This window comes from Pseudomonas sp. NPDC008258, assembly GCF_042956345.1.
Taxonomy (GTDB): domain Bacteria; phylum Pseudomonadota; class Gammaproteobacteria; order Pseudomonadales; family Pseudomonadaceae; genus Aquipseudomonas.
This window is the reverse complement of the sequence record NZ_JBIBGE010000020.1, coordinates 48122-67403: the sequence shown is the minus strand read 5'-3', so window position 1 is coordinate 67403 and position 19282 is coordinate 48122. Positions and strand designations below refer to the sequence as shown.

General features: G+C 61.4%; 17 protein-coding genes. 12 read left to right on the top strand and 5 right to left on the bottom strand.

Annotation, left to right across the window (positions count from 1 at the left end):
* The first annotated feature begins 313 nt into the window (after positions 1–313).
* Both ACFY9W_RS17270 and ACFY9W_RS17265 read left to right on the top strand, forming a co-directional pair.
* On the top strand, positions 314–541 hold the full coding sequence (locus tag ACFY9W_RS17270; protein ID WP_391132335.1) for a hypothetical protein: 228 nt from the start codon (positions 314–316) through the stop codon (positions 539–541).
* A 618-nt stretch (positions 542–1159) separates the two neighbouring features.
* Positions 1160–1387, top strand: a complete 228-nt coding sequence (locus tag ACFY9W_RS17265; RefSeq protein ID WP_391132333.1) for a hypothetical protein — start codon at positions 1160–1162, stop codon at positions 1385–1387.
* A 310-nt stretch (positions 1388–1697) separates the two neighbouring features.
* On the opposite strand, the gene ACFY9W_RS17260 is transcribed toward ACFY9W_RS17265, so the two are convergent.
* From ACFY9W_RS17260 to ACFY9W_RS17250, 3 genes are all read right to left on the bottom strand, one after another.
* Positions 1698–2207 (bottom strand): flavin reductase, encoded by a 510-nt coding sequence (locus ACFY9W_RS17260; protein ID WP_391132331.1) that lies wholly within the window; start codon positions 2205–2207, stop codon positions 1698–1700.
* 91 nt (positions 2208–2298) lie between these two features.
* A complete protein-coding gene (locus ACFY9W_RS17255; protein ID WP_391132329.1) occupies positions 2299–3333 on the bottom strand; it encodes a methionine synthase in 1035 nt (344 codons plus the stop codon).
* A gap of 26 nt (positions 3334–3359) precedes the next feature.
* Positions 3360–4343, bottom strand: a complete 984-nt coding sequence (locus ACFY9W_RS17250; protein WP_391132327.1) for a putative oxygenase MesX — start codon at positions 4341–4343, stop codon at positions 3360–3362.
* A 337-nt stretch (positions 4344–4680) separates the two neighbouring features.
* Between ACFY9W_RS17250 and ACFY9W_RS17245 the strand changes: the two genes are divergently transcribed.
* Positions 4681–5073, top strand: coding sequence for a hypothetical protein (locus ACFY9W_RS17245; protein WP_391132325.1), 393 nt, complete (start codon positions 4681–4683; stop codon positions 5071–5073).
* Between the two features lie 281 nt (positions 5074–5354).
* On the opposite strand, the gene ACFY9W_RS17240 is transcribed toward ACFY9W_RS17245, so the two are convergent.
* Together ACFY9W_RS17240 and ACFY9W_RS17235 are read right to left on the bottom strand one after the other, a co-directional pair.
* Positions 5355–6644 (bottom strand): arsenical efflux pump membrane protein ArsB, encoded by a 1290-nt coding sequence (locus ACFY9W_RS17240; RefSeq protein ID WP_391132323.1) that lies wholly within the window; start codon positions 6642–6644, stop codon positions 5355–5357.
* A gap of 82 nt (positions 6645–6726) precedes the next feature.
* Positions 6727–8112, bottom strand: a complete 1386-nt coding sequence (locus ACFY9W_RS17235) for a gluconate:H+ symporter (protein ID WP_391132321.1) — start codon at positions 8110–8112, stop codon at positions 6727–6729.
* A gap of 352 nt (positions 8113–8464) precedes the next feature.
* Here ACFY9W_RS17235 and ACFY9W_RS17230 point away from each other — a divergent pair, with 352 nt between their 5' ends.
* The 9 genes from ACFY9W_RS17230 (at position 8465) to ACFY9W_RS17190 (ending at position 19259) form a co-directional block, all read left to right on the top strand.
* A complete protein-coding gene (locus ACFY9W_RS17230; RefSeq protein WP_391132319.1) occupies positions 8465–9394 on the top strand; it encodes a malate dehydrogenase in 930 nt (309 codons plus the stop codon).
* Positions 9395–9510: 116 nt separating this feature from the next.
* Positions 9511–10047, top strand: a complete 537-nt coding sequence (locus tag ACFY9W_RS17225; protein WP_391132316.1) for a sigma-70 family RNA polymerase sigma factor — start codon at positions 9511–9513, stop codon at positions 10045–10047.
* Complete coding sequence (locus ACFY9W_RS17220; protein WP_391132315.1) at positions 10044–11009, top strand: FecR domain-containing protein; 966 nt, start codon at positions 10044–10046, stop codon at positions 11007–11009. The genes ACFY9W_RS17225 and ACFY9W_RS17220 overlap by 4 nt, the downstream gene beginning before the upstream one ends.
* A gap of 90 nt (positions 11010–11099) precedes the next feature.
* Positions 11100–13535, top strand: a complete 2436-nt coding sequence (locus ACFY9W_RS17215; protein ID WP_391132313.1) for a TonB-dependent siderophore receptor — start codon at positions 11100–11102, stop codon at positions 13533–13535.
* Positions 13536–13758: 223 nt separating this feature from the next.
* Entirely contained in the window at positions 13759–14280 is a 522-nt protein-coding gene (locus ACFY9W_RS17210) for a sigma-70 family RNA polymerase sigma factor (protein ID WP_391132310.1), read from the top strand.
* Entirely contained in the window at positions 14277–15200 is a 924-nt protein-coding gene (locus ACFY9W_RS17205; protein ID WP_391132308.1) for a FecR domain-containing protein, read from the top strand. The genes ACFY9W_RS17210 and ACFY9W_RS17205 overlap by 4 nt, the downstream gene beginning before the upstream one ends.
* A 91-nt stretch (positions 15201–15291) precedes the next feature.
* Positions 15292–17715 carry a TonB-dependent siderophore receptor gene (locus ACFY9W_RS17200; protein ID WP_391132306.1) on the top strand — a complete coding sequence of 808 codons (2424 nt, stop codon included), beginning with the start codon at positions 15292–15294 and terminating at the stop codon, positions 17713–17715.
* A 111-nt stretch (positions 17716–17826) separates the two neighbouring features.
* Positions 17827–18324, top strand: a complete 498-nt coding sequence (locus tag ACFY9W_RS17195; protein ID WP_391132304.1) for a sigma-70 family RNA polymerase sigma factor — start codon at positions 17827–17829, stop codon at positions 18322–18324.
* A 5-nt stretch (positions 18325–18329) separates the two neighbouring features.
* Positions 18330–19259 carry a FecR domain-containing protein gene (locus ACFY9W_RS17190; protein ID WP_391132302.1) on the top strand — a complete coding sequence of 310 codons (930 nt, stop codon included), beginning with the start codon at positions 18330–18332 and terminating at the stop codon, positions 19257–19259.
* Positions 19260–19282: the final 23 nt, after the last annotated feature.

Below are 19282 nucleotides of genomic sequence, written 5' to 3'. Positions count from 1 at the left end.
GCGCATCGGCGCCCCCGACCACGATTGCAGGCGCTTTTTTTGTGTCCGCAGTTTCGTGTAATGGCGGCTGTGCGTGGGAGACCTTCGGGTCTGCCGAGTTCCTTTTCCTCGGTTCGCCAACCTGCGTACAGCTGCCACCCTAACCGTTTGGCGACGGTCAGCGTGGTGCTTCAATCGAAAAGGACCGCATGCATGCTCACTTCAAGTCTGTTCGGGATCCCCGCATTCGTTCTCCACCGTCGTTTTTCGGCGGCCCTCAGTGACGTCACCATCAGCAACCCGCGCCTTGTCTCCACAAAACCGGAGGCCCGCCATGTCTGACCAAGAACGCCTATCCACCATCCAAAGCTACGCCTGGACCCTCGAACTGCTAGGCGAGGCCCTGGTCCAGCACGACGAAATGCTGGAATGCGAACACAACCCGCGGCTGAGCTTTCGCAACACGGCCGGGATTCATCAGGCGATTCGGATTATCAGCCGGTTGGCCAGTGAGCAGTGCGGGAAGGTAATGGAGCGGCACGGTCAAGAGTTGGAGGGGTAGGCGAAGGCCATTGATGGAGGGGCCAGATTTCGGAGTTCCGATTGGCCCGTTCCTGTTGAGGGCTGCTGGTGGGTTACTCCTGCCGACCCGGGGTATGGGGCTGCTGTACAGCCCATCGCAGGCAAGCCAGCTCCTACACCGACCGCGTATGTTCTGGAGGTGGGCGTTACCTGTGGCAGGTCGTTTTCCTACGGCGCGGGCAGCCCTTTCATACCTTGAGAAACTTGCGAAAACGGCCACCCAGGAATAAAGTCCCTCCGTCGCCGACACATCGGCGATGCGACCTTGGCCGGTCGGAATCGAAAGGCGCATCAGCGCCCAATCTTCATCGCAGGCGCTTTTTTTGTGCCCGCGATGTTGCGTTATGGCGGTGGTGCGCGGGACACCTTCGGGTGTGCCGGGCTCCTTTCGTCCCGGTCGGCCAACCCGCGTACTGCTGCCACCTTAACTTGCTTGGCCGCGAGCGGTGGCAGTTCCATCACGAAAGGAACTCATGCATGACCACCGTAAATCCGTTACAGATCCTCGCATCCGTTCTCCTCCGTCGTTATTCGGCAGTCCCCAGTGGTTTCACCATCAGTGAACCACACGCTGTCTCCGCCCAACCGGAGGCCCGCTATGTCTGACCAAGAACGCCTATCCACCATCCAAAGCTACGCCTGGACCCTCGAACTGCTAGGTGAGGCCCTGGTCCAGCACGACGAGATGCTGGAATGCGAACACAACCCCCGACTGAGCTTTCGCAACACGGCCGGCATCCATCAGGCAATCCGGATCATCAGCCGGTTGGCCAGTGAGCAGTGCGGGAAGGTGATGGAGCGCAACGGCCAGGCGTTGGAGAGTTAGGCGCCGGTGTTGATGAGCGATGGGCCAGAGAGCGTTGTTGCAGCTGGCCCGTTTTGCTGTAGGCCGCTATATGGGATTCCTGTCAGGGCCGGGAATGGGGCTGCTGCGCAGCCCATCGCGACGCAAGGCCGCTCCCACAGGGACTGTGCAGGTCATCATCAGCATCAACTTGAAAATGGCCTAAGCGCGTTGATGCATGGCGTATCGAGAGCGGGTGGCCTTTAAGGGCGAGGCTTCATGAGCATTCTGGCCCAAGGTTCTGTAGTGGCGCCGCGCAACCCGCACAACGCCAGGCTGCAAGCCTGCACGCTCAAACCGCGATAAGCTCGGCAAGGTTGCGGTATTGGCCCTTGAAGTACAGCAATGGCTGCGAATCAGCCGCTTTCTGCAAGTTGAACGCCTTCACCTCACCAATCACGATCAGGTGGTCGCCCGCTTCGTGCTCTGCGTGAATTTCGCAATCGAGCCAGTACAAGCTGCCAGCAATGACTGGATTGCCCAAAGGCGATTGCTGCCACTCCACCCCGTGCCACTTGTCCGTGCCGCGCCGGGCGAACTGGTTGGAGACATTGACCTGTTCACCGGACAGAATGTTGACCGCGAACCGACCGGCCTGGCGAATTCTAGGGTAGCTGGCCGAGCTGCGCATTACGCTGAATGACACCAACGGCGGGCTCATCGACACGCTGTAGAACGACTGGCAAGTAAAGCCGATCGGCTCGTCGTCGATGTGCGTTGTAATCACCGTGATGCCAGAGGCGTAGTGCCCAAGCGCTTCGCGGAAGCTCAACGGCTCGATAGCAGTACTGGGGAGTGACATAGTGGGTCCTGGGTATTGATTACCGCTCGAAGGTGCCAAGTCAGCCCGATCACTCGGGCTGTACTCCACCTGAACCTTCGCTGCTTTAGGCTCAGCGCTTGTTCAGTAGCTCTTGACGGACAATTTCTGCGCCGGCGCTCAGCGCATTGAGCTTGCCTCTTGCCACGTGGCGCGGCAGGGGCGCCATACCGCAGTTGGTGCATGGGTACAGCTTGTCGGCGTCTACAAACTGCAGGGCCTTGCGAAGCGTGTTTGCCACTTCTTCTGGGGTTTCGATGGCGTGGTTGGCCACATCGATGGCGCCGACCATCACTTTCTTGCCACGGATCAGCTCGATCAGGTCCATCGGCACGTGGGAGTTGTGGCACTCCAGCGAGACGATATCAATGCTGGACTTCTGCAGCTTGGGGAAGGCTTCTTCGTATTGACGCCATTCCGAGCCCAAGGTCTTTTTCCAGTCGGTATTGGCCTTGATGCCGTAGCCGTAGCAGATGTGCACGGCGGTTTCGCACTTGAGGCCTTCGATGGCGCGCTCCAGCGTAGCGACACCCCACTCGTTCACTTCGTCGAAGAACACGTTAAAGGCAGGTTCGTCGAACTGGATGATGTCGACACCGGCCGCTTCGAGTTCGCGAGCTTCCTGGTTGAGGATCTTGGCGAACTCCCAGGCCAGCTTTTCGCGGCTTTTGTAGTGCGCGTCATACAGCGTGTCGATCATAGTCATGGGGCCTGGCAGTGCCCACTTGATCGGCTGCGAGGTTTGCTGACGCAGGAACTTGGCGTCTTCGACGAACACGGGCTTGCGACGGGCAACGGCGCCCACCACCGTTGGCACGCTGGCATCGTAGCGATCGCGAATCCTGACGGTTTCACGTTTTTCAAAATCCACGCCATCGAGGTGTTCGATGAAGGTCGTGACGAAATGCTGACGTGTTTGCTCGCCATCGCTGACGATGTCGATACCGGCGTGTTGTTGCTCTTGCAAAGACAAGCGCAGCGCATCTTGCTTGCCTTCGATCAGTTCATCACCTTGCAGTTTCCACGGTGACCAGAGTTTTTCAGGTTCTGCGAGCCAGGAAGGTTTAGGCAAGCTGCCAGCAGTCGACGTGGGGAGCAATTTTTTCACAATAAAAGACCTTGTACGTGGGCGATTCAAGCGGCGTAACGGGTAGACCACTGCTCAAGGATGGCGTGGTAAGGTTTGATGAAGTGCTCTTCGGCAAACTTCCCCTGCTCAATAGCGAGCCGGCCACGTTCTTCTCGATCATAAACAATACGCGTCAGCGAATAGTCCTGATGTTGCAAGCTGGGCTGATAGGACTTACCAGCTACGGAGTTCGCATTGTAGATTTCAGGGCGGTAAATTTTCTGGAACGTGTCCATCGTGCTGATGGTGCTGATCAATTCCAGGTTGGTGTAGTCGCCCAGCAAGTCACCGGCAAAGTAGAAGGCCAGGGGAGCAACACTGTTCGGCGGCATGAAGTAACGTACCTTCAGGCCCATCTTCTTGAAATACTCATCCGTCAGGGAGTATTCATCCTGCTGGTATTCAGCACCGAGTACCGGATGCTGGTTCTCCGTGCGCTGATAGGTCTTGGCACTGGAGACACTCAGGCAGATTACAGGCGGCTTGTTGAAATGCGCCTTGTAAGCGTCCGAGCTGACAAAAGACTTGAACAGCTTGCCGTGCAGGTCGCCAAAGTTATCGGGTGTGCTGAACTCAGCCCGATCCTTGTTATGGCCCAGCAACAGCACGCTGAAGTCATAGTCCCGTACGTACGATGAGAAGTTGTTGCCCACCATTCCGGCGATGCGCTCGTTGGTTTGGCGGTCAACCACGGTGGTTTTCAGGATTTCAATCAAGGGTAGGGCATGGTCGCTGTGCTCGGCCGCAATATTCATTTCGACAGAGATGATTTCAAGCTCGACCGAGTACCGGTCAGCCTTGGGGTTGTCCCAGTGCGCCAGCGCATTGAAGCGATTGTCAATCATCTTTAAAGTATTGCGCAAATTCTCCTGACGGCTGGCCCCTCTCGCCAAGTTGGCGAAGTTGGTGGTTATGCGCGTGTTGTTCGATGGTTGATAGTTTTCATCGAAACAAATGCTCTTAATGGCAAATGCAAAGTCATTGCTCATTTTGGCTTGTTACCCTGATCTCGTAATGGATTCAGTGCGTCTTGTAGCGCTATTGTTCAGCTAACCAGAACTACACTGTCTATTTGAGATACATTTTAGGGGGCGCTCTAGAGCGATAGCCAATGAATTGAATTCAGAGATTTTTTAGCGCTGCTCATGATGAGGCTAGGTTTGATTGAGAAATTCTCACCCCAACGAACCCGCAGAATGGGTTCTCGAGTTCCTGGCCTTTTTCATGCATCCTCAGCAGTGTGAAACTTTCGCTGCCTCGCGTCACGATATACAGCCTTAAGGTTTCGTAACGCCAGGCATCTCGCCACATTGAGGATACTCCGCCATGGAAAGCGCATACGCCCACGTCAAAGACCGGCTGCATAATCGTCGCTTCACTGTCGCCAACAATACCCAAGGCCTGTCGGGGACCGGCACGGTTTTCCACTATCTGGTCGAAGAATTTGCTATCACCAGCACCTATCAAGGCGGCCGGATTCGTACCGGCCATCAGGTGGGCCGGGTAACTGGCCCGGATACCATCGAGCTGCTTTACCACTGCATCACCAACGACGGCGAAATGCTCGCCGGTTGTTCACGGGGCAGGGTAGGCGTCGATGAAGCTGGACGCACTACGCTGCATTTCGTTTGGGGATGGTTGTCGGGCGCGCAGGGTGGTGGGGAGTCCAGCTACGTCGAAGCCGAGGCAGCTGGCGCTATGTCCGAGCAGGTAGAGTAAGAACTACTGCGGGCTCGACGATGTATGTTCTGTCGCTGAGTGGCTGATCCATTTTCTGCACGTGCAGCGCGTGCTCGAAGGCCTCGAGCTGGCTGCTTTGCAGCCCTTCACGGGCTTGCCCGCCCTCATGGAACTGCACATCACTTACTGATTCAGCAGGGACCCTGTGGGAGCGGGCAAGCCCGCGAACACCGGCGCAGCCGGTGCCATGCACCGCGTTGGATTCTTCGCGGGCACGCCCGCTCCCACAGGGTCGGCGGCGTGCTTGCAAGCTTTGGCTCCTAGGCCGGCAGGCTCAGGCGCAATGCCAGCGCGGCCAAGGTCACGAGCAGGATCGGCAGGGTAAGCAGGGTGCCCACCTTGAAGTAGTAACCCCAGGTGATACGGATGTTCTTCTGCGCCAGTACGTGCAGCCACAGCAAGGTGGCGAGGCTGCCGATGGGCGTGAATTTCGGGCCCAGGTCGCAGCCGATCACGTTGGCGTACACCATCGCCTCATGGATCACGCCCGTGGCATTGCTGCCCTGGATTGAAAGCGCGCCGATAAGCACGCTGGGCAGGTTGTTCATGACCGAGGACAGCAACGCTGCCGTAATACCGGTGCCCAGCGTGGCAGCCCACAGGCCCTGCCCGGCGAAGTGGCTGAACAGTGTGGAAAGCGCATCGGTAAGGCCTGCGTTTCGCAAGCCGTACACCACCAGGTACATCCCCAGCGAGAACACCACGATGTGCCAGGGGGCGTGCCTGATGACCTTGCGTGTAGAGATGATGTGGCCCTTGCCAGCGATGACCAGAAGGATGACGGCACACAGCGTCGCGACAACGCTGATGGGTACACCGAGCGGCTCCAGCGCAAACAGGCCGGCCAACAACAGGGCCAGCACCCACCACCCCGCAAGGAATGTGGCCTGGTCCCGAATGGCCCGCTTGGGGGCGGCCAGTTGTTCGGGGTCGTACTGGGCGGGGATGGCCTTGCGGTAGAACAGCCACAGCATCAGCAAGGTGGCGGCCACGCTCACCAGGTTCACTGGCCACATGACAGCGGCGTACGCACCAAAGCCCACCCCGAAGAAGTCGGCAGAGACGATGTTCACCAGGTTGGACACCACCATGGGCAGGCTTGCCGTGTCGGCGATAAAGCCCGCAGCCATGACGAAGGCAAGTGTGGCAGCAGGGCTGAAGCGCAGGGCGGTGAGCATAGCGATGACGATGGGGGTGAGGATCAGCGCTGCGCCGTCGTTGGCGAACAGTGCCGACACCGCAGCGCCCAGCAGCACCATCAGCGCGAACAGGCGCCCGCCGTTGCCCCGGCCCCAGCGGGCCATGTGCAAGGCTGCCCATGCGAAAAAACCGGCCTCGTCCAGCAACAGGCTGATGATGATGATCGCGATGAAGGTGGCCGTGGCATTCCACACCACATGCCATACCACTGGCACATCACCGAGGCTGACCACACCGGTGAGCAGCGCCAGCGTTGCGCCTGCAGCGGCACTCCAGCCAACGCCAAGGCCTTTGGGTTGCCAGATGACCAGTGTGAGGGTGAACACGAAGATCAGGGCAGCGATGAGCATGTGTGACCCTCAGCAGCACGAAGCCTGGCGGATGGGGCGGTCTTGCGTGCAGGCAAGCCGCCCTTGGTCGTTTTAGTCTGCTTTAACCCACACTGATAGCTGCATTCAACACCAGCACCACAATCAAACCGACCACCGCCACGATGGACTGCACCACCGAAATGGTCTTGGTGGCTTCGCCCATGGTCATGCCGAACGACTCCTTCACCATCCAGAAGCCGGCATGGTTGGCATAGTTGAAGAACAACGAACCGCAACCGATGGCCAGGGCCAGCAACGGCAGGTTGAGGCTGGGGTCTGCACCTGCAAGCGGTGCCAGCAAGCCGGCAGCGCCAACGATACCCACGGTGGCGGACCCTGTAGACACCGACAGCAACATCGCAATCAGCCACCCCAGGATCAAGGGCGGGAAGGCCGATTGCTGGGTCAGGTGCACAATGGCATCGCCCACCTTGGCGCTGGTCAGCAGCTCCTGGAAGGCGCCGCCGCCGGCGATGATCATGATGATGGAGGCAATAGGCTTGAGGCTTTTGCCCAACGCATCGCGCAGTTGTTCGGCGTCGCCGCCACGGGCCAGTACCAGGCTGGCGCCGGCGAACAGCACGCCCAGCAGCATGGCGATCAGCGGGTTACCGAGGAAGCTGGCCAGCTCCAGCAGTGCATTGCCTTTGGGCAGCAGCATTTCGGCCACGGCATGCACCAGCATCAGGATTGCCGGCAGCAATGCGGCCAGCATGCCGATGAACACGCCGGGGCGGGGTTGATCGCCGGCTTTTTCAGTCAGAGTGAACTGGTCGAGCAACGCCTGGTCTGGCCGTGTGCTCATACGTTTGGAAATGAACATGCCGTACAGCGGGCCACCCAGGATCATTGCCGGGATAGCCGCAAGGAAGCCGTAGAGCATGGTGGGGCCAACCGACGTCTTGAGCACGGCGATGGCGGTGAGGGGGCCAGGGTGCGGCGGGACCATGCCGTGCATGGCGGCCAGCGCCGAAATTACCGGCACACCTACATACACATACGCCGAGCCTTTGAAGCGTGCCTTGCCTTCCAGCTTGCGCGCCACGCTGAAGATCAGCGGCAGCATGATCACCAGGCCCACTTCGAAGAACATGGGGATGCCGATGACAAAGGCAACCAGCATCATGGCCCACGGGATCATGCGGTCTGACGTGCGTTTGAGGATCACATCAGCGACCTGCTCCGTGACGCCTGCGTCAGCCAGGATCTTACCCAGCATCGCGCCAAGCGCGATCACCACCCCGACTGCGCCCAGGGTCTTGCCGGCGCCGGTGATCAGGTGGGCGACGATGCTGCCGGGCTCCATGCGGGTTGCAAAGCCAACGCCGATGGACACCACCAGCAAGGCCAGCAGCGGGTGCATCTTCAGGCGCGACACGATAAGCGCCACCAGTACCAGGACACTGACCAAGGCAGTCAGCAACAGCTGTATATCTAAAGGAGTCATGCAAGGAATCTCGGTTGGGCAGGCGCTCTTGCGGCACTCAGGATTTGAAGGCGAACGGTTCGACGTCGAGAGGAATGGCACTGATGCCTACGGATGGAGGTTCCGTACACGGCAAATGAACATGGTTGGGTGGGGTAGTCATGGAGCGATTCACCTTGTTATTTAGTCATCTATATGAATCGTTTCAAAGTATTTCGGTTGCGACCGGGCACTGTCAAGGGCAGGTGGTCGTCTCTGGAGGGGCGCGCGGTTGTCAGCCATCACCTTCGGGTGGCCTTTTAGCCCCGGCGGGCAATACTTCCCTGTATACGCAGGCGTGTTCCTGGTGGCGCGCGCCGCTGGGAGGTGTCAGGTGAACAAACTTTCAATCATAGGTGCCGGCCTGGTCGGCGAAGCGGCGGCGCAGATCATCGCCCGCGATGAGTTGTGCCGTGAGCTGGTATTGATGGATGTGCAGGGTGAGCTGGCGCAGGGCAAGGCGCTGGACGTGTGGCAGGCTGCTGTGGAATCCGGCTCGGATACCCGCGTTTACGGCGGCGCCAAGGCCGAAATGCTGGATGGCTCCGAGCTGGTGGTGATTACCGCAGGCGTGCCGCGCAAGCCCGGCCAGTCGCGCCAGGATGTGTTGAGCATCAACCTGCCGATACTGGATGGCATCATGGCCGACATCAAACACCATGCCCCAGCGGCGACGGTGCTGGTGGTGTCCAACCCGGTCGACGTGCTCACCTACCGCGCCTGGAGCCTCAGCGGCCTTGGGCGCGACAAGGTGTTCGGGCAGGCGGGGGTGCTGGATACCGCACGCATGAAGTGTTTCATCGCCGAGCAAACCGGGTTTTCCGCACGGGACATCACGGCACTGGTGCTGGGCGGGCATGGCGACAGCATGGTGCCGTTGATGCGCTATTGCCAGATCGGCTCGGTGCCGTTGTCCCACTTCCTGTCCAGTGACCAGATCGAGCAAATCGTGGAGCGCACGCGCAAAGGCGGCGGCGAGATCCTGGGGTTGAAGAAGATGGGCAGCGCCTGTGATGCACCCGGCGTGGCCATTGCGCAGATGGTGGATGCCATCGCCAATCAACGAAACCGTATCTTGCCAGCGGTGGCGATTCTGGAAGGGGAGTACGGGCGCAAGGACATTGCCATGGGTGTGCCGTGTGTACTGGCGGGCGCGGGGCTTACGCGGGTAATCGAGTTGCCGCTGGATGCGCAGGAGCAGGCGATGTTTGACCATTCTGCCGATCAGGTGGCACGGGATATTGCCGAGATGAAGGCCCTTTGAGCGAAGGGCATGGCTTTATCGCCGGCGTGAGGGCGCCCTGACAGCGCGGATTGCCCCTCGGAATGCATCCAAGCTACCATTGCTAATAATTCCTATTAGCACAATGGCGTCCCCCCATGAATGCCCCTCCCAGTGCTCCAGCCCCTGGTTTCGAACTGGAGGCGCTCTACCGTGCCCACCACGGCTGGATCCGCCAGTGGCTGCAGCGCAAGCTCGGCAACGCCCATGATGCGGCGGAGCTGGCGCAGGATGTGTTCGTGCGGTTGCTGACCAAACCCCGTGCCTTCAACGACCACGAGCACGCGCGCGCCTACCTCGGGCGCATGTCGCGCAATGCCTGTGTGGACTTCTGGCGGCGGCGGCGAGTGGAACAGGCCTACCTGGAGGTGCTGGCAGCACAGCCAGAGCACTTGGTGCCATCGCTGGAGCACCAGGCCGTAATCCTCGAAACACTCGGGCAATTGCAGGCGATGTTCGAGCGCATGCCCAAGCGGGTGGCCGAGGCGTTCTTCATGGCGCAGTTGCAAGGCATGAAGCAACGCGAGATCGCAGAGCAGTTGGGCGTGAGCGAGCGCAGTGTGAACACATACCTGGCCCAGGCGATGTACCAGTGCCTGCTGCTGGAAGTGGACCTGGACGACGCGCTGGCATGAGCCGGGCCCAACTCGACCATGCCGTGCTGCAAGCGGCTGCCGGCTGGTTCGCACGATTGCACGCAGCGCAGAGCGACCCCGCCACCCATGCACAATGGCGTGCCTGGCTGAGCGAAGATGCGCGCCATCGCCTGGCCTGGTCCTATGTGGAAAACATCAATCAACGCTTCGGCAACCTCGACGGCCAGGCCGAGCAGGCGCGGCAGGTGTTCGACAGCGTTCGCCGTGGCCAGCAGTCGCGCCGGGCCGTGCTGGGCAGCTTTTGCGTGGCGGGTGCTGCGGGGCTGTTGGGGTGGGGCGGCTGGCAGCGGGGCTGGGTGGACTCGCCGCGTGCCTGGTTTGCCACCTACCGCACAGGCCTGGGCGAGGTGCGCCCGCTGACACTCGCCGATGGCAGCCAGCTGTGGCTGAACGGCGAAACGGCGTTGGATGTGCAGTTCGACGAGGGGGTGCGGCAGCTGCGCCTGTACCGCGGCGAAATCCTGATCGAAACCGGCAGCGACCCTCGGCCCCTTGCCGTCACTACGCGGGCAGGGCGCATGCAACCGCTTGGCACGCGCTTCAGCGTGCGGGACCAGGGGCTGACAACCACCTTGAGTGTGTTCGAAGGCGCCGTGCAGGCCACCTGCTCCGGCAGCGGTGTGCAAACCACGCTGGGCGCCGGGCAAATGCTGGTGTTCGACGCACACCAGGCGGGCGCGTCGACGGCTGCACAAGCCCTGCGCCAGGACTGGAGCCGTGGTGTGCTGGTGGCAGAAGACATGCCATTGGGCCAGGTAGTCGACGTGCTGCGTGACTACCGCCGTGGCCACCTGGGCATCGACCCCGCGCTGAACAGCTTGCGTGCGGTGGGTACATTCCCGTTGCTGGACACCGACCGCACCCTGGCAATGCTTGAGCGTGCGTTGCCCATTCGGGTGGTGCGCACCTTGCCTTGGTGGGTCTCGATCGAGGCGCGCTGAAAATTTTTCAAAATTCTTTTTCTGGTTTTGCGACGCTCATGCGCTTGGTGGGATGACGCTACTTCATCCTGCTTACGGAAGGACCCCTTCATGCTGCTTCGCGACCCTGCTTACCTGCGCCGCCATCCGCTGGCCCTGGCCATTCTCCTAGCCCTTGGTGGCCACGCTGCCGCCGCCCAGGCCGACAGCAACAGCGTAGCGGCGCAAGGCGTGGTGTTTGACATTCCTGCCGGGCCGCTGGCGCGGCAACTGAACCTGCTGGCCAGCCAGGCCGGGTTGTTGATCGGCGGTGATGCCACGCTCACCGCCAACAAGCAGAGCCAGGCAGTTAACGCTACCAATGTGGAACAGGCGCTGGCGCAGATGCTGGCTGGCAGTGGTGTGGAAGCCGTGCGCACGGGCGAGCGGGAATTCCAGTTGGTGCGCCAGGCCGAGGACGCAGCCGGTGCGCTGACACTGGGCACCACCACCATATCCGGCCAAGGCCTGGGCGACTTGACCGAAGGCACCGGGGCTTACGCCACGGGGCGTTCGTCCACTGCCACCAAGCTGCCGATGAGCCTGCGCGAAACGCCGCAGTCGGTCACCGTGGTCACCCGCCAGCGCATGGATGACCAGAACATGAAAAACCTCGATGACGTGATGCGCAATGCCACCGGCGTCACCATCATCAAGAACGGCAGCGAGCGCTCGCTGTACCAGGCCCGCGGGCAGACAGTGGAAAACCTGCAGATTGACGGTGTGCCGACCAACATCGGCAACCCGTACTCGATGGACACCATCTCCAAGCCCAACACCGACATCTACGACCGCGTGGAGGTGGTGCGCGGCGCCACCGGCCTGATGGAGGGCGCGGGTAACCCGTCGGCCTCCATCAACCTGGTTCGCAAGCGGCCCACGGCCGAGCCCCAGGCGTTGATCGAAACGTCGGTTGGCTCCTGGGACGACTACAAGACCATGGTCGACCTGTCTGCGCCGCTGAACGACGCGGGTACCCTGCGCGGTCGCTCGGTCATTACCTACAACAACGCCAACAGCTACCTGGACACCGCCCAGAAAGAAAACCAGCTGTTCTACGGCATTGTCGAGGCCGACCTGGATGAGTCCACCCTGGCCACGTTCGGCTTTACCTACCAGAAGGACCGCAACTCCGGGTACGACTGGTCGGGCCTGCCCAGCCAGCAGAGCGGCGCGTTCTACCCGATCTCGCGTTCCACCTCGCTGACCGGCGACTGGAACCACCTGGACAAGCGCAACACCACCCTGTTCGCCGACATCCAGCACACCTTTGCCAACGGCTGGAAGGGCGTGGTGGCCGTGAACCAGATGTGGGCCAAGTCGGACTTCCTGGGCAACTACACCTATCCGGGTGGTGGCACCGACCTGTTCACCCTCAACCCGCGCCACTTTCACTTCGACGACACCCAGACCAGCATCGATGGTTATTTCACCGGCCCGTTCCAGCTGCTGGGCCGCCAGCATGAGCTGATTGTGGGCGGCAACTGGAACAAGGACGACTTCGATTACCACGGCGGGCGCGATGCCACCTACCGCTACATTGTCGACATGAACAACCTGGCCGCGTTCGACCCGCCCAAGCCGACCGCCCTTAACGTCAACCAGTGGCAATACAACCGTACCCAGGAGCAGAAGGGTGTGTATGCGGCCAGCCGCTTCAGCCTTACCGACAGCACCACGCTCATCCTCGGCAGCCGCTGGAGCTGGTACAGCCACGATTCGCTGGACGACACCAATGGCGTGCGTGAACCCACCGACCACAAGCACTTCTCCAAAAGTGGCGAAGTCACCCCGTATGCGGGCCTTGTACAGGACCTGAACGAAAACTGGTCGGCCTATGCCAGCTACACCGAAATCTTCAAGCCGCAGAGTTCGCAGGATGTGGATGGCAACACGCTCCTGCCGATGACGGGCAGCAACTACGAGGTCGGCTTGAAGGGTGAGTTCCTGGACAAGCGCTTGCAAACCTCCATCGCGCTGTTCCAGGCCGACCAGACCGGCCGTGCCGAACGGGTGACCTGTGCGCAGACCTTTGCTTGCTACCGTGCATCCGACAAGGTGCGCAACAAAGGCATCGAGCTGGAGCTGACCGGCGAGGTGCTGCCGGACTGGAACGTGTCGGCGGGGTATACCTATACCCAGTCCAAGTACATTGCTGGTGAGCAGAAAGGCGAAGACTTCAACGGCGCCTCGCCACGCCACCTGTTCAAGGTCGCCACCGACTACCGCTTGCCTGGCGTGCTCAACCAACTGCGTGTGGGCGGCAGCTTCTACGCCCAGAGCAAGATGACCCAGACCGAGGCCGGCGCAAGCTACAAGATCCAGCAGGACGCCTACCACCTGACCAACCTGCATGCGATCTACGAGATCAACAAGCACCTCGAAGTGCAGTACAACCTGGATAACGTGTTCGACAAGAAGTACTACCAGACCCTGGGCAACCTCAACTACTGGAACTTCTATGGTGAGCCGCGCAATTTCAACCTGGCGTTGCGGGCGAGGTTTTAACTGTGTAGCTGAAGCCAATAGAGAATCTGTGGGAGCGGGCGTGCCCGCGAACACCGGCGCAGCCGGTGCCCTCCATCGTGTCGCCTGCTTCGCGGGCGTGCCCGCTCCCACAATGTCCGCGCAGTTACCAAATTCGGTGGAACGACGCAGTATCGCCCTTGTGAACAATTCTCAACAACGCTAGCATCGCCCGCTCCATCCCTACCCCAACACGCGCCAGTCCATGTCCGACGAGCAGGAAGCCCGCAGCCTGTCGCTGCTCTACCAACGTCACCGCAACGAATTGCTGGCCTTTCTCACCCGCAAGGTGCGCTGCCGCGAAACCGCCCGGGACTTGTTGCAGGACGCCTTCGTGCGCCTGCTGCACAGCGAACACGGCCAGGTCGGCAACCTGCGCGCGTTTCTCTACCGCATTGTCACCAACCTGAGCATCGACCACGCCCGCCGTACCCAGGTGCGCGGGGTGAACGATGAGCAGGCGCTGGACCAGTTGCTGAGCGAGGCCACGCCCGAGCGCAGCGCGGTGGCGGGCAACACGCTGGCACATCTGGAGCGCCTGATCGACGGCCTGCCATCGCCCACCCGTGAGGTGTTTCTGCTGGCCCGGGTAGAACAAATGGGCTACAAGGACATCGCCAAGCAGCTTGGCATCAATGAGCGCGCCGTCGAGCGGCACTTGAACAAAGCCCTCAGCCACTGCGCCGCCGCCGCCCTGGATGCACGCATCAAGACCGAATCGCCATGACCGTCTCTTCCGACCACGATCCCATCGCGCACCAGCAGGCCCTGAACTGGTTTACCCGGCTGCGTGCCGAAAACCTTGGCAGTGACGAGTTTGCTGCCTTCGAGGCTTGGCGGCTGAAACCACAAAACGCGCGGGCCTATGCCGAAGTGGAGCAGTTGTGGCAAACCCTCGAACTACCCGCGCACCGGGTGCGCAAGGCCGACCGTGGCAAAGCAAAGCGCTGGCCGCGTTACGCCGCCGCTGCCTGCCTGGTACTGGCAGCCGGCGCGGCATGGCTGTCGGTGCCGGCGTTGCAGGAGCTGGGCAGTGATTACGCGACGGTGGCAGGCGAGCGTCGGGAGGTGCTGCTGAACGATGGCTCGCGCTTGTGGCTGGACAGCGCCAGCAGCGTGGATGTGGACGTGCAGGGGGCCACGCGCACCGTGCGGCTGCGCCAGGGGCGGGTGTTCGCAGAGGTGGTGCACGACGGCCGGCCGTTCGTGGTGCATGTCGACGAGGCAAAGGTCGAGGTGCTGGGCACGCGCTTTTCGGTCAGCCGCGAAGCGGGTGGGGATGAGGTGGTGTTGCTCAGTGGCCGGGTGCAGGTCAGTACGCCATCACACCAACAATTACTTGCCTCGGGGCAACGTCTGAGGGTGCATGGCGAGCGGGTGGAAACTCCGGAATCGGTAGACGCCGAGCGCCTGCTGGCCTGGCGTACCGGGCAGTTGCGGGTGCGTGAGGTACCTCTGCAGCAGGTACTGCAACAACTGGTCGGATACCAGGGCAAGCGCCTGGTGTTGTTGAACGAGCAAGCCGGGCAACGGCGGGTAAGCGGCAGCTTCAACCTGGACAAGGCCGACAGCGCCCTCGATGCGTTGGTCAGCAGCCAACAACTGCAAGCGCATGTGGTACTGGGGCACTGGCTGATCATTCGATAATTTTTTCCCCTCGCGCGGGGATTGGGATTTCTGCTGCGTCACACCCCACACATAAGAAATATTTGCATTCGCATTTTTCCGGGGAGTACACATGCAGCACCCACGCGATTCCGTTTTCAAACGCCGCCTGCTGGGCAGCGCCATGCTGGCGGCCAGCCTGTTTTCAGCGCTGCCTTCACTGTCATTGCAGGCGGCCGAGGCGGGTGTTGCGCAGGCGCAGAGCCAGCGCTTCGACTTCAACATCCCGGCCCAGCCGCTGGCCGATGCGCTCGATGCCTTCAGTGCGCAGAGTGGCTACCAGGTGATCTACAACACCCGTGAGGTCGGCGGCCAGTCGTCCTCGGCCGTGCAGGGCCAGTTCAGCGCCGGTGATGCCATTCGCACTTTGGTAGCCGGCAGCAATGCGTACCTGAGCCAGCCCAATGCCAGCAGCTTCGTCATCACCCTGCCCGTGAGCGTGGGCAATAGTGTGCAGCTGGACACCTTAAGCATTTCCGGCAAGGCGCCGGGCTCGACCACCGAAGGGACCGGGCTCTACAGCACCTATTCCTCCAGCAGTTCCACGCGTCTTAACCTGACGCCGAAAGAAACCCCGCAGTCGCTGACGGTAATGACCCGCCAACGCCTGGACGACCAGAAGCTCACCACCCTCAACGAGGTTTTGGAGCAGACTCCAGGCATCACCGCGTCGCATACCAGCATCGGCGCCGAGAACAACACTTACTGGTCGCGTGGCTTTCAGATCAACAACTTCGAAGTCGATGGCGTGCCGACCTCGTCGCGCATCGACAACTCCACCCAGTACACCGCCATGTATGACCGGGTCGAGATCGTGCGCGGTGCCACCGGGCTGATCAGCGGCACCGGTACGCCTTCGGCGACCATCAACCTTATCCGCAAGCGGCCCACCTTCGAGCCGCAGGTCAGCGTCACTGCCGAGGCCGGTAGCTGGGACCGCTACGGCGTTGGCTTCGACGCCTCGGGGCCACTGACCGAATCAGGCAATGTGCGTGGGCGCCTGGTGGTGGACTACAAAGACCAGAAGTACTGGGTCGACCGCATGTCGTCGGATGCTGCGCTGGTCTACGGCATTACCGAGTTCGACCTGGACGAAGCTAGCTTGCTCACCCTGGGCTTCAGCTACGCCAACACCCACACCAACTCGCCGCTTCGGGCGGGTTTTCCGGTGTATTTCAGCAACGGCCAGAAAACCGACTTTTCGCGCTCGACCAACAGTTCCCCGGATTGGGCCTATTACGATCGCAAGGTGACTAACCTGTTTGGCTCTATCGAGCACACGTTCGACAATGGCTGGAGTGCCAAGGTCGAGCTCAGCCACACGCAGAACTCCTTCGACCAGCTGACCAACTACCTGAACGGCAGCATCGACCAGCAGACCGGCGCTGGCGCCTACATGTATCCCAACCGCTGGAGCGGCACACCGCGCCAGGACACCCTCGACGCCTATGTCACCGGCCCGTTCAGCCTGTTTGGCCGCGAGCATGAGCTGATCGTTGGCACCACGCTGTCGCGCTACCGGGAGCACACCCCGGAGCGGGGCGGTTGGTACGGGCCATGGACCGGCTATGACGGTACCATCGACAACTTCTTCAGTTGGGATGGCAGCGGCCCGCGGCCCGATACCACCCCTGTGGGCAAAAGCCTGATTGACGAAAACCAGTACGCGGCGTACCTGACTACGCGCTTTCACATCACCGACAACACTCACCTGATCCTCGGCAGCCGGGTTACCGACTGGAAGCGCGAAAACGAGAACATCAGCTACAGCGGCGGTAGCACCAAGGACAGCCAGAATCGGCACGGCATCTTCCTGCCCTACGCCGGCCTGGTGTACGACCTGAACGACACCTGGTCGCTTTACGGCAGCTACACCAAGATCTTCAACCCACAGCAATACGGTATGAAGGACATCAACAACAAGGCGCTTGACCCACAGGAGGGTGTGGGCTACGAAGTGGGGGTGAAGGGCAGCTTCAACGACGACAAGCTCAACGCCAGCCTGGCGTTGTTCAAGATCGAGCAGGACAACCTGGCGGTGTACCTGCGTGACCCGGATATCTACACCCTCGAACAGGGCACCACCACTGAAGGTGTCGAGCTGTCGCTGGATGGCGAGCTGGCCGAAGGCTGGCAGGCCATGGCCGGTTACGCCTACAGCGTCAGTACCGATGAGGACGATCAACGCATCGTGACCAATATTCCGCGTCACAGCGTGAAGACCTTCACCACTTACCGCCTGCCGGGCGCGCTCAACCAGGTGACCGTGGGCGGCGGGGTAAACTGGCAGAGCAAGTATGGCCAGGACCTGCACACCTTTACCCAAGGCAGCTTCGCGGTGGTCAACCTGATGACCCGCTATGACGTAACCCACGACCTCAGCGTCAAGCTCAACCTCAACAACGTATTCGACAAGAAGTACTACGGCTATGCCGACAGTTGGGTGGTGTATGGCGAGCCGCGCAACTTCATGACCAGCATGGAGTATCGTTTCTGATTGGCAGTCGGTGAGTATGGGGTGAGCGCGTCATGCGTTTGCCCCGTTGTAAATGAAAACCCTTATCGTTAAAGTCAGCGCCTTCTTCCCCTGCCCGGGTTGCCCTCACGCATGAAGACCGAAGAGCTGGAACTGGCTTTCAAGGCCCATGCCGGGGAGTTGCGCGCCTTCCTGTACCGGCAGTTGCGCAACACCGACACCGCCGCCGACCTGGTGCAGGAAACCTACCTGCGCATGCTGCGCCAGCCGCCTCGCGGCCCGGTGTTGAACCTGCGCAGCCTGCTGTTTCGCATTGCCCGCAACCTGGTCATCGACCACACCCGCAGCCGCGGCACGCGGGGGCAGCATGACGAGGGCATGGCTTACCTGTACGAAGTCACTGGCGAAAGCCCGGAGCCGTTTGCCGAGGTTGCCGCCCGGCGTGAGTTGGCGTTGATGGCCGAGGCGCTGCAGCGCCTGCCGCCACGCTGCCAGCAGATATTCCTGCTGTGCCGCCTGGAGGGTATGGCGCACAAGGCGGTGGCCGAACAGTTGGACGTTTCCGTGAGCACGGTCGAGAAACAGCTGGCCATCGCGCTGGACTTTCTGGGCCAGAGTTTGCAACGTTGACGGTTATGCACAAGCCCTCTGCTCCCCTCGACCCTTCACCTGACGTGCGCCGGGCTGCCCATGCCTGGGTGGTGCGTTTGACCTCGGGTGATGTGCGCCCAGGCGATGTGGAGGCGGCGCGGGCCTGGTGCGCGCAGGCGCCGGAGCATCAGCAGGCGTTTGTCGAGGCGCGCCAGCTATGGGCGTTGAGTGGGCAACTTCAGGCCCCGGTGCGGCGGCGTGCGCCGGCCCGGCAATGGGCGCTGGCCAGTGCGGCGGTGCTGGTGCTGGGTGTCGGCGTGGCGTTGGCCTGGCACGGGCAGTGGGGGGCGGATTACCGGACCGGGGTAGGGGAGCGTAGGGTTGTTGCGCTGAGCGATGGCTCGCGTATCAGCCTGGATGCCGAGTCGGCGGTGGATGTGCAGATCAGTGATCGGGCGCGGCGCATTACCTTGCGCAAGGGCGAGGCGGTGTTCGAAGTGGCGCACGACCCGGCGCGGCCGTTTACCGTGCAGGCCGGCGAGGTGCAGGCCACTGCGCTGGGCACTGTGTACGCGGTGAGCCGCGAGGGCGCGGCGGTGGATGTGGTGGTCAGGCGCGGGCGTGTGGCGGTCAGCGATACGGTGGACCGGGTTGAGCTTTCTGCCGGTGAAGCGGTGGGCCGAGGGGCTGGGCGGTCAGGCAGCAAGCATCGGCTGGATGTGGACAGTGCGTTGGCCTGGCAACAGGGGCGGCTGGTATTCGAGCAGGCCCCGCTGGCGCAGGTGTTGAAAGCGCTGGAGCGCTACCGGCCGGGGTGGCTGGTGATTGGCGATGAGCAACTGCGTGGCTTGAAGGTGAGTGGCACGTTCCGGCTGGACCGGCTTGACGAAGGGCTGGCGACTTTGGAGCAGGCTTTTCCATTACATATCCGCCGTTACTCGCAATACCTGCTGGTATTTGAGGCGCGTGACTGAGTAACAGTGGATGCACCAGCCTG